Annotated in this window: 12 protein-coding genes and 1 tRNA gene; 9 read left to right on the forward strand and 4 right to left on the reverse strand. The window is 70.5% G+C overall.

The window, feature by feature from the left end; all coding sequences use genetic code 11:
* Nucleotides 1-30: 30 nt before the first annotated feature.
* Nucleotides 31-663 carry a hypothetical protein gene (locus tag Y590_RS07475; protein ID WP_060769300.1) on the forward strand — a complete coding sequence of 211 codons (633 nt, stop codon included), beginning with the start codon at nt 31-33 and terminating at the stop codon, nt 661-663.
* Here Y590_RS07475 and Y590_RS07480 read toward each other — a convergent pair.
* The 4 genes from Y590_RS07480 to Y590_RS07495 all read right to left on the reverse strand — a co-directional run bounded on the left by Y590_RS07480 (nt 645) and on the right by Y590_RS07495 (nt 6,025).
* A complete protein-coding gene (locus Y590_RS07480) occupies nt 645-1,283 on the reverse strand; it encodes a sarcosine oxidase subunit gamma (protein WP_060769301.1) in 639 nt (212 codons plus the stop codon). The genes Y590_RS07475 and Y590_RS07480 overlap by 19 nt on opposite strands.
* Complete coding sequence (locus Y590_RS07485) at nt 1,276-4,305, reverse strand: sarcosine oxidase subunit alpha family protein (protein ID WP_060769302.1); 3,030 nt, start codon at nt 4,303-4,305, stop codon at nt 1,276-1,278. The genes Y590_RS07480 and Y590_RS07485 overlap by 8 nt, the downstream gene beginning before the upstream one ends.
* Nucleotides 4,302-4,589 (reverse strand): sarcosine oxidase subunit delta, encoded by a 288-nt coding sequence (locus Y590_RS07490; RefSeq protein WP_060769303.1) that lies wholly within the window; start codon nt 4,587-4,589, stop codon nt 4,302-4,304. Before Y590_RS07490 ends, Y590_RS07485 begins: the two co-directional genes overlap by 4 nt.
* Nucleotides 4,590-4,774: 185 nt before the next feature.
* A complete protein-coding gene (locus Y590_RS07495) occupies nt 4,775-6,025 on the reverse strand; it encodes a sarcosine oxidase subunit beta family protein (RefSeq protein ID WP_060769304.1) in 1,251 nt (416 codons plus the stop codon).
* A gap of 200 nt (nt 6,026-6,225) precedes the next feature.
* Between Y590_RS07495 and Y590_RS07500 the strand changes: the two genes are divergently transcribed.
* The 8 genes from Y590_RS07500 (at nt 6,226) to Y590_RS07535 (ending at nt 13,612) form a co-directional block, all read left to right on the forward strand.
* Entirely contained in the window at nt 6,226-7,224 is a 999-nt protein-coding gene (locus Y590_RS07500) for a GlxA family transcriptional regulator (protein ID WP_060769305.1), read from the forward strand.
* Nucleotides 7,225-7,397: 173 nt separating this feature from the next.
* On the forward strand, nt 7,398-8,333 hold the full coding sequence (locus Y590_RS07505; protein ID WP_060769306.1) for a class II glutamine amidotransferase: 936 nt from the start codon (nt 7,398-7,400) through the stop codon (nt 8,331-8,333).
* Entirely contained in the window at nt 8,333-9,022 is a 690-nt protein-coding gene (locus tag Y590_RS07510; protein WP_060769307.1) for a GltB/FmdC/FwdC-like GXGXG domain-containing protein, read from the forward strand. The genes Y590_RS07505 and Y590_RS07510 overlap by 1 nt, the downstream gene beginning before the upstream one ends.
* Nucleotides 9,022-10,359: an FMN-binding glutamate synthase family protein gene (locus Y590_RS07515; RefSeq protein WP_060769308.1), complete on the forward strand. Its 1,338-nt coding sequence runs from the start codon at nt 9,022-9,024 to the stop codon at nt 10,357-10,359. The genes Y590_RS07510 and Y590_RS07515 overlap by 1 nt, the downstream gene beginning before the upstream one ends.
* A gap of 91 nt (nt 10,360-10,450) precedes the next feature.
* Entirely contained in the window at nt 10,451-11,749 is a 1,299-nt protein-coding gene (gene glnT / locus Y590_RS07520; RefSeq protein ID WP_060769309.1) for a type III glutamate--ammonia ligase, read from the forward strand.
* 190 nt (nt 11,750-11,939) lie between these two features.
* Complete coding sequence (locus Y590_RS07525; RefSeq protein ID WP_060769310.1) at nt 11,940-12,449, forward strand: hypothetical protein; 510 nt, start codon at nt 11,940-11,942, stop codon at nt 12,447-12,449.
* 110 nt (nt 12,450-12,559) lie between these two features.
* Nucleotides 12,560-12,634, forward strand: a tRNA-Gly gene (locus Y590_RS07530).
* A 579-nt stretch (nt 12,635-13,213) separates the two neighbouring features.
* Nucleotides 13,214-13,612, forward strand: coding sequence for an IS66 family transposase zinc-finger binding domain-containing protein (locus Y590_RS07535; protein ID WP_158509732.1), 399 nt, complete (start codon nt 13,214-13,216; stop codon nt 13,610-13,612).
* Nucleotides 13,613-13,695: the final 83 nt, after the last annotated feature.

Here is a 13,695-nt window from a genome sequence, read left to right on the forward strand (position 1 = left end):
CGCTGCGCGGGAGGCGGGTAGAGGCGACGGATGGCTGAGACCGCGATCCGCGCCGGAGCGCGCCCCTTTCGAAGCCGCCCATCCTGTCGGGTCGCGTGGGGGATGCTGACGGGTCTCACGACGCTCGTGGCGCTTCCGTTGCCGGCTCTCGGCGCAGGCCAGGGCGCGGCCACGTTTCCGCTGGCCTGCGCCTATTTCCGACGGGATCTCGACTCGTACGAGCAGTGCGCCCGGCAGGACGACGGGATGGTCCGGGTCGCCCCGGCGCATGTCGCGCGGATGCATTTCGAGCGCGGCCTCGCCGAGTTGCGCGTATCGGGGATCGGCTGTCTCTGGGTGCGCCGCGACGGGCTGGCGCTGCCGGTGTTCATGCTCGACAACGGGCCGGACCCGTTCGAGCAAGGCCTCGTGCGCAGTTGGCGCGACGGCAAGGTCGCCTTCTACGACCGCCGCCTGCGGCTCGTCCTCGCCACGCCCTATGACTGGGCCTTCCCGTTCAACGCACACGGCGAGGCGCTGGTCTGCGAGGGCTGCCGCTCGGACGGAGGGCAACCCGCCTCGATGGTCGGCGGGCGCTGGGGCCTGATCGACCGGACGGGACGCCTCGTCATGCCGCTGGCCGAGACGGACGCCGCCGACCGACGCTATTTCGACCGGCGCTGATCCGTGCTCTCCGCGGCCTCGACCTCGTAGCCGAACTCGGCGACCGCGTGCTCCAGCCAGCGCCAGAAGCTGCCGGCGAAGCTGCGGGCGACCGTGAGGTCGTAGGTCGGGCCGGCATCGCGCTGCCAGAGCTGCACGCCGAGATGGGCGATGCTCGTCACCGCCGCCCGGCCCGGCCCGAAGGCGCGAGGATGCAGATCGATCGCAACGCCCTTGGCGAGCATGGTGCGGGCCTGCGGCCCGGAGATCCGCACCAGGGCGCGGCTGTCGCTCTGGTCGGTGACGGAGGCGACACCGCGCAGGGCTTCGGGCCAATCCCTCAGATCGCGCGGTGACGGCGCCACCGCGAGCCACTGGCCGGGTGCGGACCAGACGAAACCCGTCTCACCCTCGAAGATTGCGGTGCCGGCCTCCGGCAGGGACGGACCGAACCGATCCGCGAGAGCGGTTTGTAAGTCGGCGTCCTTTCCCTCGGCCGCGATGAGCGTGGCGAGGCCGAGCCCCTCGCGCAGGCTCAGGCGGATGCCCGCCGGTCCCGCGGCCGCACCGTGGCGCCCGATCCGCGCAGCCCCGACCCAGGCGCCCCGCGGCTGCCACAGGCTCGTCATCGCCTCAGACACGCAGCTTCTCCTCCTTGGGGTCCACGAAGACGGCCGAGCAGATCTCGACCTCGATCTCGGCGCCGCGCACCGGATCGTAGGCGCGCACCCGCTCGCCGTGGCGCTCGGGTCCCCGCCGGACCAGGCCGATGCCGATCCAGGATTTCAGGCTCGGCGAGTAGGCGACCGAGGTCATCACGCCCTCGTCGGCCTCCAGGCTCGGCTCCGCGTCGAGGCCGAGGAAATGCGCCCCCGCCCGCAGCCGCGCGCTCGGATCGACGGGGCGGAAGCCGGCCAGGACCGGCCGGTCCGGATCGGTGAGCGCCGGGCGCTCCTTCATCAGTCGGCCGATATAGTCCTTCTTCTTGGCGAGCATTCCGCCGAGCCCGAGGTCGCGGGCGGTGGTCTGGCCGTTGATCTCGGCGCCGGCCGCATGGCCCTTCTCGATGCGCATCACCGAGAGCGCCTCGGAGCCGTAGGCGGTGATGCCGTAGGGCAGGCCCGCCTGCATCACCGCCCGCCACGCGGCGTCACCGTAGGATGCCGGCACCGCGAGTTCGTAGGCGAGTTCGCCCGAGAACGAGATGCGGAACAGCCGCGCCGGGATGCCGCCGCCGACGGTGACGTCGGCGCAGGCGAGAAACGGGAAGGCCTCGTTCGAGAGATCGAAGCCGGGATCGACGATCCGGCGCAGGGTGTCACGGGCGCGCGGGCCGGCGACCGCGTATTGCGCCCATTGCTCGCTGACCGAGGCGAGCTGCACGTCCAGTTCCGGCCATAACCATTGCCGGCAAAATTCGAGATGCTGCATCACCCGCGCGGCGTTCGCCGTCGAGGCGGTCATGACGTAGTGGGTCTCGCCCATCCGCGCGATCGTGCCGTCGTCCAGGATGAAGCCGTCCTCGCGCAGCAGCACGGCGTAGCGGGCCTTGCCGACGGGAAGCGTCGCGAAGGGGTTGGCGCAGACCCGCTCGATGAAGGCCAGCGCGTCGCGGCCCTGAATGTCGATCTTGCCGAGCGTGGTGACGTCGCAGATCCCGACGCGCGCGCGCACGGTTTCGACCTCGCGCACCACCGTGTCGAGCCAATCGGTCTCGCCGGCGCGCGGGAAATAGGCCGGGCGCAGCCACAAACCGGTCTCGACGAAGACGCACCCGTTCTCCTCGGCCCAGGCATGGGAGGGGACATGGCGGGTGGCGCGAAAATCCTTGCCGCGGTGATGGCCGGCAAACGCCCCGATGGCCACCGGGGTGAAGGGCGGGCGGAAGACGGTGGTACCGACGCTCGGAATGTCCTTGCCGGTCAGCTCGGCCATGATCGAGAGGCCGGCGAGGTTCGAGGTCTTGCCCTGATCGGTCGCCATGCCGAGCGTGGTGTAGCGCTTCAACAGCTCGACCGCGCGGAAACCCTCGCGGTGGGCGAGTTCGACGTCGGAGGCCGCCACGTCGTTCTGGAAATCGACGAAGGCTTTTCCGCGGGGCTTGGGAGCGCGCCAGAGCGGGGTGTGGTCCACGCTCTCCGGGTCGGTCGGCGGAGCGGCCTCGGGCGTCGCGGTGAAACCGCAATCGCTCGCGGCCTCGGCGCCGGCCCGGGCGCCGGTCTCCAGGCATTCGGCCAGGGTGAAGCGCCCGGCGGCGGCGCCGGCCGCCTGCATGCCGGAGGGGAGGGCGCCCGGCACGAAGGCGTGGATCGCCTCGTTCCAGACCGGCCGGCGCGACAGGTGCGAATCGAGATGGACGACCGGGTTCCAGCCATTGGCCATGGCGAGGCCGTCGCACGCAATCGTCTCGATGCTGTTGTCGCCGTCCACGACCTGGATCGCGCTCAAGCCCAGATGGCCCTTGGTGCCGGCGACGTACCCGCCGGCCACCACCCGCGCCCCGGCGGCTTCCGCCATCCGGCGCAAGGCGGGGGGAATGGAGGGGCGGGTGTCGATCACCGCCGCGAGCCCGCCGCCCGCTGCCAGCACGTCGGCGGCGGTGCGCCAGCCGTCGTCGCTCGACGTGAACACGGCCAAGCGATGCCCCGGCAGCACGCCGTAACGGTTGAGATAGGTCCGCACCGCGCCGGCCAGCATCACGCCGGGGCGATCGTTGCCGCCGAAGACGTGCGGGCGCTCGATCGCACCGGCCGCGAGCACCGCCCGCCGTGCCACGATCCGCCACAGCCGCTGGCGCGGGGCGTGGGGCGCCGGCACCGCGAGATGATCGGAGACGCGCTCGACCGCGCCGTAGGCGCCGTGATCGTAGACGCCGAACAGCGTGGTGCGCGTCAGGATGCGCACCTCGGGCAGGCTCTCCAGCTCGGCCACCGCGCGGGCGGCCCATTCGGCCCCGCTCGCGCCGCCGATCTCGCGCCGCTCCGCCAAGAGGCGCCCGCCGCTGGCGAAATCCTCGTCGACGAGGATCACCCGCGCGCCGGAGCGCCCGGCGGCGAGCGCCGACGACAGGCCGGCCGGGCCGCCGCCGATCACGAGCACGTCGCAATGGGCGTGGGCATGCTCGTAGGTATCGGGATCGGGCGCGTCGGCGGCCCGCCCGAGGCCGGCCGCGCGCCGGATCATCGGCTCGTAGAGCCGCTCCCACAGGGAAGCCGGCCACATGAAGGTCTTGTAGTAGAAGCCCGCCGCGAAGACCGGTGAGAGCAGCGCGTTGACCGAGAGCGCATCGACGGCCAGCGAGGGCCAGCGGTTCTGGCTCGTCGCCTCCAATCCCTCGTAGAGCTCGGCCATGGTGGCGCGGGTGTTGGGCTCGCGCCGTGCCCCGGAGCGCAGCTCCACCAGCGCGTTCGGCTCCTCCGATCCGGCCGAGAGGATGCCGCGCGGCCGGTGATACTTGAAGGAGCGGCCAACGAGGCGGACGCCGTTGGCGAGCAGGGCCGAGGCCAGCGTGTCGCCGTGGCAGCCGGTGAGGCGCCGTCCGTCGAAGGTGAAGTCGCGGGGCCGGTTCCGGTCGATCAGGCCGCCGGCGGCGGTGCGGAACGGCTGGTCGGCGGAGTTTGCGGAAGCCGGGGCCTCCGCGCGCTGAAGGGCGAGCGTGGTCATGCGGCCTCTCCCGAGCGGCGTGCCCGCGCGACGTCGCGCGCCGGCTCGACCGCCTCGATGGCATGGGTACGGGTGTCGCGGGTCACGACCAGCCAGGAGCGGCATCCGGCGGCGTGGTACCAGAGTTCGCGGATCATCCCGGCGGGGTTCTCGCGCAGATAGACGTAGTCGTGCATGGCTTGCCCCGAGGCGTCGAGCCCATCGGGACGCTGAGGCGCGGCGTCGCCGAGGTAGCTGAACTCCCCGTTGTCGCGCTCGCCGCAATGGGGGCATCGGATGCGCATGGCGTGTCGTCCTGCTTCGTTCCGTTCGGACCGATCCCACCCTCGCCCTCATCCTGAGGTGCCGCCAAGCGGCTCTGAGGGAGGGTTCCAGGGATCGCGGTGTATTCTGGAGGCCTCCTTCGAGGCCTCCGCTGCGCTCCGGCACCTCAGGATGAGGGCGGTGGAGGGGAGGGTGTGTCAGCGCCTCAATGCAGGTTGGGCTGGGCGCCCATGCCCTTCTCGTCGATGAGATGGCCGGTGGCGAAGCGGTCGAGGCGGTAGGCGCTCGCATCCGCGTGGGGTTCGTCGCGGGCGATCAGGTGGGCGAAGCAGAAGCCCGCGGCCGGCGTCGCCTTGAAGCCGCCGTAGCACCAGCCGGCATTGAGATAGAGGCCGCCGATATCCGTGCGATCGATGATGGGCGAGCCGTCCATCGACATGTCCATGATACCGCCCCAGTGGCGCAGCAGCCGCAGGCGCCCGAGCCCCGGCCAGAGGGCCATGCCGCCCTCCATCACGTCCTCGATGGTGTGGAGGTTGCCGCGGCTCGCATAGGAATTGTAGCCGTCGATGTCGCCGCCGAAGACGAGGCCGCCCTTGTCCGACTGGCTGACGTAGAAATGGCCGGCGCCGAAGGTCATGACGCCGTCGATCAGGGGCTTCACACCCTCGCTGACGAAGGCCTGCAGCACGTGGCTCTCGATCGGCAGGCGCATATCGACCATGCCGGCCAGCAGCGAGGAGGAGCCGGCCACCGACAGCGCGACCTTCCCCGCGCGGATGAAGCCGCGGCTGGTCTCGACGCCGGTGACCCGGCCGTTCTCGCGGCGGATGCCGGTGACGGCGCAGTTCTGGACGATGTCGACGCCGCGGTCGCTGGCGGCGCGGGCGTAGCCCCAGGCCACCGCGTCATGGCGTACCGTGCCGCCGCGGCGCTGGAGCAGGCCGCCCTTCACGGGAAAGCGCGCGTTGTCGAAATCGATGAACGGGACCAGCCGCTGCACGCCGTCGCGGTCGAGCAGTTCCGCGTCGATGCCGGCGAGCCGCATGGCGTTGCCGCGGCGGGCATAGGCGTCGCGCTGCGCGTCCGAGTGGTACAGGTTCAGCACGCCGCGCTGGCTGACCATGGCGTTGTAGTTGATGTCCTGCTCCAGCCCCTCCCAGAGCTTCATCGAGCGCTCGTAGAACGGGATGTTGCCGGGCAGGCCGTAATTCGAGCGCACGATGGTGGTGTTGCGCCCGACATTGCCGGAGCCGATGTGGCTCTTCTCCAGCACGGCGACGTTGGTGAGGCCGTGCTCCTTGGCGAGGTAGTAGGCGGTGGCGAGCCCGTGCCCGCCGCCGCCGACGATCACCACGTCGTAGGCGTCCTGCGGGGCGGCGTCGCGCCATTGCGGCGTCCAGTCCCGCTGGCCGCGCAGGGCCTGCCCCAGGACACTGAACAGGGAGTAGCGCATGGGGTAAGCCGCCCTTGCCCGAGATGTCTGTGTCGTTCCAGAGGTAGCCGCGATCGCCCACGGCAGGCTTGCATTTCGCGACACGTTTCTGGCAAATCGCGCGGAAATGCGCGGCCCGTCCTTCGCCTGATCCGAGCGCCGGCCGTGTCGCCGAACCCGCGCGTCTTCCGCGTCGACCATCCCGGAGGGGCCGATCGGATATGTCGGACGACTCCCCCGAACCGGTCCACCACGCCCGGCCCCGGCGAAAGCCCGCGCGGGCCGAAGATCCCGCTCCGCGAACGGTCGGCTTCGTGCTGGTGCCGGACTTTCCGCTGATGGCCTACACCGCGGCGGTCGAACCCCTGCGCGCCGCCAACACCCTGTCGGGCTGCGAGCTCTATCGCTGGTGGCACGCCGCGCCGGGCGGCGGCGTGGTGCAGGCTTCGAACGGGCTCGGCATCCTCACCGACGTCGCCGTCGGCGGGCGTGCCAGCGCCGACCGCGTCTTCGTCTGCGCCGGCGGAAACCCGGCCGAGTTCGACGATCCCTCCCTGTTCGCGTGGCTGCGCGGGCTCGCCCGCCACGGGGCGACGCTCGGCGGCATCTCCGGCGGGCCGTATCTTCTCGCCCGCGCGGGCCTGCTCGCCGGGCGCCGTTGCACGCTGCACTGGGAGCACGTCCCGGCCTTCGAGGAGCGCTACCCCGAGATCGAGGTGGTCCGCTCGCTGTTCGAGATCCAGGGGGACCGCATCACCTGTTCGGGCGGCATCGCCGCGCTCGACCTGATGCTCGACCTGATCGGCCGTGACCACGGCGCCGGCCTCGCCGCGGGGGTCAGCGACTGGTTCCTGCACAACCAGATCCGCGAGGGCCTGAGCCCGCAGCGGATGGACCTGCGCCAGCGCTTCGGCGTGCGCGACCCGCGGCTGCTGCGGGTGCTCGCGGCGATGGAGGCGAACCTCGAAGCCCCGCTCCCCCGCGAAAACCTGGCGGAACTGGCCCGCGTGTCCGTACGGCAGTTGGAGCGGCTGTTTCGCGACAGCCTCGGGCGTGGTCTCCACCGCCATTACCTGGGTTTGCGCCTCGACCGGGCGCACCAACTCGGCCGCGAGAGCGCGCTGAGCCGCGCCGAGATCGCTGCCGCCACCGGCTTTACCAATGCCGACGAACTCGGGCGCGCCGAAAGACGGCGGCGACGGCAGGGCGCGGAGCGTTGAGGCCGTCGCCGCGGGCATCATCGAAGCGGTGATGGGGTAGGTGTCATGTGGCCACCCCCCTCGGCGATCATGCGATCTGTTTCATGGGAGGAAATTTTCGTGCTTGTTAGTTGACGCATTCGTCGGAGCGTGCGATCCCTCGCGACAGTGATCGAACGGACGGGGCGACGCCGATGTGCGGTATTGTCGGACTATTCCTCAAGAATCCCAAGCTTGAACCGCAGCTCGGCGCAATGCTCTCCAAGATGCTGGAGACGATGACGGATCGCGGCCCCGACAGCGCGGGCTTCGCGGTCTACGGCTCGGACGGCGCCTCGGATGCCGGCAGCGTCAAGCTGACCCTGCGCGGCCCCGGTCCGGCCGCGCTGCGCAGCGCGGTCGCGAAGATGGAAGCGGCGCTGGCCCTCTCCGCCGAGGCGACGGAGCGGGACACCCACACCGTCCTCGCTGTGCCCGCCGAGCGCGAGAATGAGATCCGCGTCTGGCTCAAGGGCAACGCCCCCGGCATCGACGTGGTGAGCGCGGGCCGGCGCATGGAGATCTACAAGGAGGTCGGGCTGCCGGCTTCCGTGGCCGAGCGCTTCGCCCTGGAGGGCATGGCCGGCACCCACGGCATCGGCCACACCCGCATGGCCACCGAGAGCGCGGTGACGACCAACGGCGCCCACCCGTTCTCGACCGGCACCGACGAATGCCTCGTCCATAACGGCTCGCTTTCGAACCACAACGACCTGCGCCGCCGCCTCCGGCACGAGGGCCTGAGCTTCGCCACGCAGAACGACACCGAGGTCGCCGCCGGCTACCTCAGCTGGCGCATGCGCGAGGGCGCCTCCCTCCAAGAGGCGCTCGAATCGAGCCTGACCGATCTCGACGGCTTCTTCACCTTCGTGGTCGGCACCGAGACGGGCTTCGCCGTGGTGCGCGACCCCATCGCCTGCAAGCCCGCCGTGATGGCCGAGACCGACGACTACGTCGCCTTCGGTTCCGAGTACCGCGCGCTGGTCGGCCTGCCCGGCATCGACACCGCCCGCGTGTTCGAGCCCGAGCCGGCCAAGGTCTACGCGTGGGAGCGCACGAGCGCCGAGCACGCTTCCGGGGAGCGCCAGTGATGCCGAGCTTCGACCTGCGATCCGCGCCCCTGCGCGAACTGAACCGGGCCCTGCATGCCCTGCGGCCCGACACCAACGAGACCCACTGGACCGTCACCGGTCCGGACGGGCGCCACGCCATCGCCGCCGGGCTCGACGCGCCGGTCTCCGTCGAGATCGAGGGCAATGTCGGCTATTACTGCGCCGGCATGAACAAGCTCGCCACCGTTCTCGTCAACGGCAATGCGGGCGTCGGCGTCGCCGAGAACATGATCTCCGGCCTCGTCCACGTGCGGGGCGATGCCAGCCAGTCGGCCGGCGCCACGGCCCATGGCGGCCTGCTCATCATCGACGGCAATGCGGGCGCCCGCTGCGGCATCTCGATGAAGGGCGTCGACATCGTCGTGAAGGGCTCGATCGGCCACATGTCGGCCTTCATGGCCCAGGCCGGCACCCTCACCGTGCTCGGCGATGCCGGCGAGGCGCTCGGCGACTCGCTCTACGAGGCCAAGCTCTACGTACGCGGCTCGGTCAAAAGCCTCGGCGCCGACTGCGTCGAGAAGGAGATGCGCGACGAGCACCTGCAGGAACTCGCCGACAAGCTCGCCGCCGCCGGCCTCGCCGGCGAGGTGAGCCCGAGCGAATTCCGCCGCTACGGCTCGGCCCGCACCCTCTACCACTTCCACGTCGACAACGCCGGAGCCTACTGATGGCCGAGCATCGCAAGGACACGCCGCGCACCAAGCCGCGCCTGTCGGCGACCTTCACCCCCGACGTGATGTCCGAGATCCGCCGCGCGGCGGCCACCGGCATCTACGACATCCGCGGCGCCGGCGCGAAGCGCGCGTTGCCCCATTTCGACGATCTGCTGTTCCTCGGCGCCTCGATCAGCCGCTACCCGCTGGAGGGCTACCGCGAGCGCTGCGGCACCGAGGTGGTGCTGGGCTCGCGCTTCGCGAGCAAGCCGATCCACCTGAAGACCCCGGTCACCATCGCCGGCATGAGCTTCGGCTCGCTTTCGGCCAACGCCAAGGAGGCGCTCGGACGCGGCGCGACGCTGGCCGGCACCTCCACCACCACCGGCGACGGCGGCATGACGCCGGAGGAGCGCGGCCACTCCAAGACCCTGGTCTACCAATACCTGCCCTCCCGCTACGGCATGAACCCGGACGACCTGCGCAAGGCCGACGCCATCGAGGTGGTGATCGGCCAGGGCGCCAAGCCCGGCGGCGGCGGCATGCTGCTCGGCCAGAAGATCACCGAGCGCGTCGCCGGCATGCGCTGCCTGCCGCCGGGCGTCGATCAGCGCTCCGCCTGCCGCCACCCGGACTGGACCGGGCCGGACGACCTCGCGATCAAGATCGAGGAATTGCGCGAGATCACCGACTGGGAGAAGCCGATCTACGTCAAGGTCGGTGCCTCGCGCCCCTATTACGACACCGCGCTCGCGGCCAAGTCCGGCGCCGACGTGGTGGTGCTCGACGGCATGCAGGGCGGCACCGCCGCGACGCAGGACGTGTTCATCGAGCATGTCGGCATCCCGACGCTCGCCGCGATCCGCCCCGCCGTGCAGGCGCTTCAGGATCTGGGGCTTCACCGCAAGGTGCAACTCGTGGTCTCCGGCGGCATCCGCTCCGGCGCGGACGTGGCCAAGGTGCTGGCGCTCGGCGCCGACGCGGTTGCCATCGGCACCGCTGCCCTGATCGCGCTCGGCGACAACGATCCCCGCTGGCAGGCGGAGTACGAGGCGCTCGGCACCACGGCCGGCGCCTACGACGACTGGCATGAGGGCCGCGACCCGGCCGGCATCACCACGCAGGACCCGGAGCTCGCCAAGCGCCTCGACCCGGAACTCGCCGGCCGCCGGCTCGCCAACTACCTCGCGGTGATGACCCTGGAGGCCCAGACCATCGCGCGGGCCTGCGGCAAGAGCCACCTGCACAACCTCGAACCCGAGGATCTCGTGGCGCTGACCATCGAGGCCGCGGCGATGGCCCAGGTGCCGCTCGCCGGCACCGGCTGGATCCCCGGCAAGACCGGCATGTGAGATGCCTGGGCCGCTCCGGAAGCATCGAGGGCGGCCCTTTTTATTTTTGTGGTGATGGGGCCGAACCGCCGAAGCCGGGAGGATGCTTGCAATGACGCATGATCTCGAAACCGCCGCCTGCGAGCGCGGCATCAAGTATTTCCTCGTCTCCTATACCGACCTGTTCGGCACGCAGCGCGCCAAGCTGGTGCCGGCGGCCGCCATCGGCAGCACCTGCCGCAACGGCGCGGGGTTCGCCGGCTTCGCCACATGGCTCGACATGAGCCCCGCCGACGCGGACCTGTTGGCGATGCCCGACTCGGAAGGGCTGATCCAGCTGCCCTGGAAGCCGGAAGTCGGCTGGCTGCCCGCCGACCTCGTGATGAACGGCAAGCCGGTCGAGCAGGGGCCGCGCAACATCCTCAAGCGGCTCATCAAGGAGGCCGCCCAAGAGGGGCTGCAGATGAAGAGCGGCGTCGAGTGCGAGTTCTTCCTGATCACCCCCTGCGGCTCGGAGCCCGCCGACACCGCCGATAAGCAGACCAAGCCCTGCTACGACCAGTCGGCGCTGATGCGCCGCTACGAGGTGATCACCGAGATCTGCGACGCGATGCTGGCGCTGGGCTGGAAGCCCTACCAGAACGACCATGAGGACGCGAACGGCCAGTTCGAGATGAACTGGGACTACGACGACGCGCTGGTCACCGCCGACCGGCACGCCTTCTTCAAGTACATGACCCGCTCGATCGCCGAGAAGCACGGCCTTCGCGCGACCTTCATGCCCAAGCCCTTCATGGACCTGACGGGCTCGGGCTGCCACGCCCACGTCTCGCTCTGGCGCGACGGCCAGAACGTCTTTTCCGATCGCTCCGACGAGATCGGCCTGTCGCGCGAGGGCTACCACTTCATCGGCGGCCTCATTCACTCGGCGGATGCGCTGGCCGCGCTGACCAATCCGTGCGTGAACTCCTACAAGCGCATCAACGCGCCGCGCACCACCTCGGGCGCGACCTGGGCGCCCAACACCGTGACCTATACGGGCAACAACCGCACCCACATGATCCGCATCCCCGACGGCGGGCGCTTCGAGTTCCGTCTCGCGGATGGGGCGGCCAACCCCTACCTGCTCCAGGCGGGCCTTCTCGCCGCCGGCCTCGACGGGCTTCGCCACGGGCGCGATCCGGGCCAGCGCCTCGACATCAACATGTACACCGACGGGCATACGGTGGAGGGCGTCAAGCGCCTGCCGCTCAACCTGCTCGATGCGCTGCGCGCCCTCGAAGCGAGCCCCGTCCTCAACGAGGCGCTCGGCGCCTTCGTGCCGAGCTACCTCAAGCTCAAGCGCCAGGAATGGGACGATTACTGCCGCCACCTCACCCAGTGGGAGCGCGACACGACCCTCGACTGCTGAGCGATCCTCCGGCTCCGGCCGATCCCTTCGGTCCGATGCCGGTCTCGCGCGGCGCCGGGCGGACGCGATGAGGCCGAACGCGTCCAGGGGACAGGGCGGCGTGAGGTCGGTTGCCCGATCCCGCCCCGTCGGCCTATCGATCGCCCAGCCGCCGTCGCCCCGACGGAGCAACAGGGAGACCCGATGGCCGATGACGTGGCTCGGACGCCTCCTTCTGGCCGCCTTCGCCCTGATCGTGGCCATCCCGGCCGGCGCCCTGACACTCGGCGCCGGGGTGCTTCTCGATCCGGGCTTCCGTGAGGCGTTGGGCGAACTCGGCCTCGTCGGCCTCTTCGCCGGCCTGTCGGATCTCGCGCAAGGCGTTCCGCCGGACATGGCGGTGATGGCCGTGATCCTCTTCGCCCAGGCGCTCAGCCTCCTGCTGATCCTGCCGCCGACGCTGGCCGCGCTCGTCGGCGAGATGCTCGGGCTGCGCTCCCCGTTCTGGTACGGCGGCGCGGCTGGCGGCCTCATGGCGCTTCTGCCCTGGCTCGCCCGTGGCGGCCCGCCACCGGTCGCCGGATCGGTGGCGTCAGCCGCGGAAGCGCGGCTGGCCGCGATCCTCCTCGTGACGGGCGCCGTCTCGGGTCTGGTCTACTGGCTGATCGCCGGCCGTAGCGTCGGCGACCGGACACAGCGGCGCGGCGCCGACGCATTTTAGGGGTGGACAGGCGTCCGCCATCGCTTATGAAAATGGGGTGCTTCCGAAGCCTCGCGCTCGGAATCACCCTCCGGCTCAAGGGCGCATCGTCGCTCCGCGAGCGGCCGGATGCGGGCGTAGTTCAGTGGTAGAACGTCAGCTTCCCAAGCTGAATGTCGTCGGTTCGATCCCGATCGCCCGCTCCAAAAAATCCTCAAGCCCAGGCATACGCTTACGAGGACCGCGCACACGTACGCCCGTTGATCGGCTGTCTTCCGTACAACGAAGGGTACAACCCACCGGGGACGATGTGTCGCACTGCGGATCCGGGAGCGGGCCGACGGTTGCGCAAGGTACGATGCAACGGCCTACGCGGCAGGCGATACCTTCGTCGGGACGTGTTCTGCGTCGAAATGCTCTCCCAGGTTCAAGGCGCTCGAAGCGAGACGTGGGGCGACATCCATTCCTCCTAGCTCTGCGTCCCAGTCGTCTCGAGGCTGTCGAGGTACATCAGTTAAATCCACTGTCGCGATCCGGTTGCGGCACGCTAGCGGAGCTCTCCGGTGGTCGGCTTGGACCCGCAAGGCCGTTCCTTCCGACCGAGCGGCAGGAGGAGCGTTCGGGTCGCCGACGGGCCGTCGGGTCAAGCCGAAACAGCAACCCGCGATGCCCGAAGGTCGTGTTCGAGCATGGATCCGCGGACGCAGGCGCTGGATGCCGTCGCCCGCGTACCGAATGCGGGGGCTGGAGACCGACGCGGCCGACGCTTGGGTGTCGCGCCGGTCGTGGCTGAGGCAGTGGAGGCTGCACGCCTCAGGCCGGCCCGGCGGGCCTTGCCGGAGCACCTGCCGCGCGAGAGCGTGGTCCATCCCGGTCCCTGCAGCTGCCCGGCCTGCGGCGGGGGCTTACGCCGGATCGGCGAGGACGTGACCGAGAGCCTCGACTACGTGCCAGGCCGGTTCAAGGTCGTGTGTCATGTGCGCGAGGCCTTCGCCTGCCGCGCCTGCGAGCAGGTGGTGCAGGCGCCCGCGCCCCACCACGCCGTTCCCCACGGACGGGCTGGTCCCGGACTGCTCGCCCACATCGCGGTGGCGAAGTTCGACGGCCACCTGCCGCTCTACCGCCAGGCCGAGATCTACGCCCGTGACGGCGTGGACCTGGCCACCTCGACGCTCTCGGGCTGACTCGGTACCACCGCATCCGCCCTGAGGCCGCTGGTCGACCTGCTACGCCGGGAGGTGATCGCCGGCTCGGCCGTGCTGCACGG

Source organism: Methylobacterium sp. AMS5 (assembly GCF_001542815.1).
Taxonomy (GTDB): domain Bacteria; phylum Pseudomonadota; class Alphaproteobacteria; order Rhizobiales; family Beijerinckiaceae; genus Methylobacterium.

Coding starts and splice junctions, on each gene's coding strand:
- Y590_RS07485 (WP_060769302.1), bottom strand. CDS start 4,305: ATGACCACGCTCGCCCTTCAGCGCGCGGAGGCCCCGGCTTCCGCAAAC.
- Y590_RS07475 (WP_060769300.1), top strand. CDS start 31: ATGGCTGAGACCGCGATCCGCGCCGGAGCGCGCCCCTTTCGAAGCCGC.
- glnT (WP_060769309.1), top strand. CDS start 10,451: ATGACGCATGATCTCGAAACCGCCGCCTGCGAGCGCGGCATCAAGTAT.
- Y590_RS07490 (WP_060769303.1), bottom strand. CDS start 4,589: ATGCGCATCCGATGCCCCCATTGCGGCGAGCGCGACAACGGGGAGTTC.
- Y590_RS07495 (WP_060769304.1), bottom strand. CDS start 6,025: ATGCGCTACTCCCTGTTCAGTGTCCTGGGGCAGGCCCTGCGCGGCCAG.
- Y590_RS07525 (WP_060769310.1), top strand. CDS start 11,940: ATGACGTGGCTCGGACGCCTCCTTCTGGCCGCCTTCGCCCTGATCGTG.
- Y590_RS07510 (WP_060769307.1), top strand. CDS start 8,333: ATGCCGAGCTTCGACCTGCGATCCGCGCCCCTGCGCGAACTGAACCGG.
- Y590_RS07500 (WP_060769305.1), top strand. CDS start 6,226: ATGTCGGACGACTCCCCCGAACCGGTCCACCACGCCCGGCCCCGGCGA.
- Y590_RS07515 (WP_060769308.1), top strand. CDS start 9,022: ATGGCCGAGCATCGCAAGGACACGCCGCGCACCAAGCCGCGCCTGTCG.
- Y590_RS07505 (WP_060769306.1), top strand. CDS start 7,398: ATGTGCGGTATTGTCGGACTATTCCTCAAGAATCCCAAGCTTGAACCG.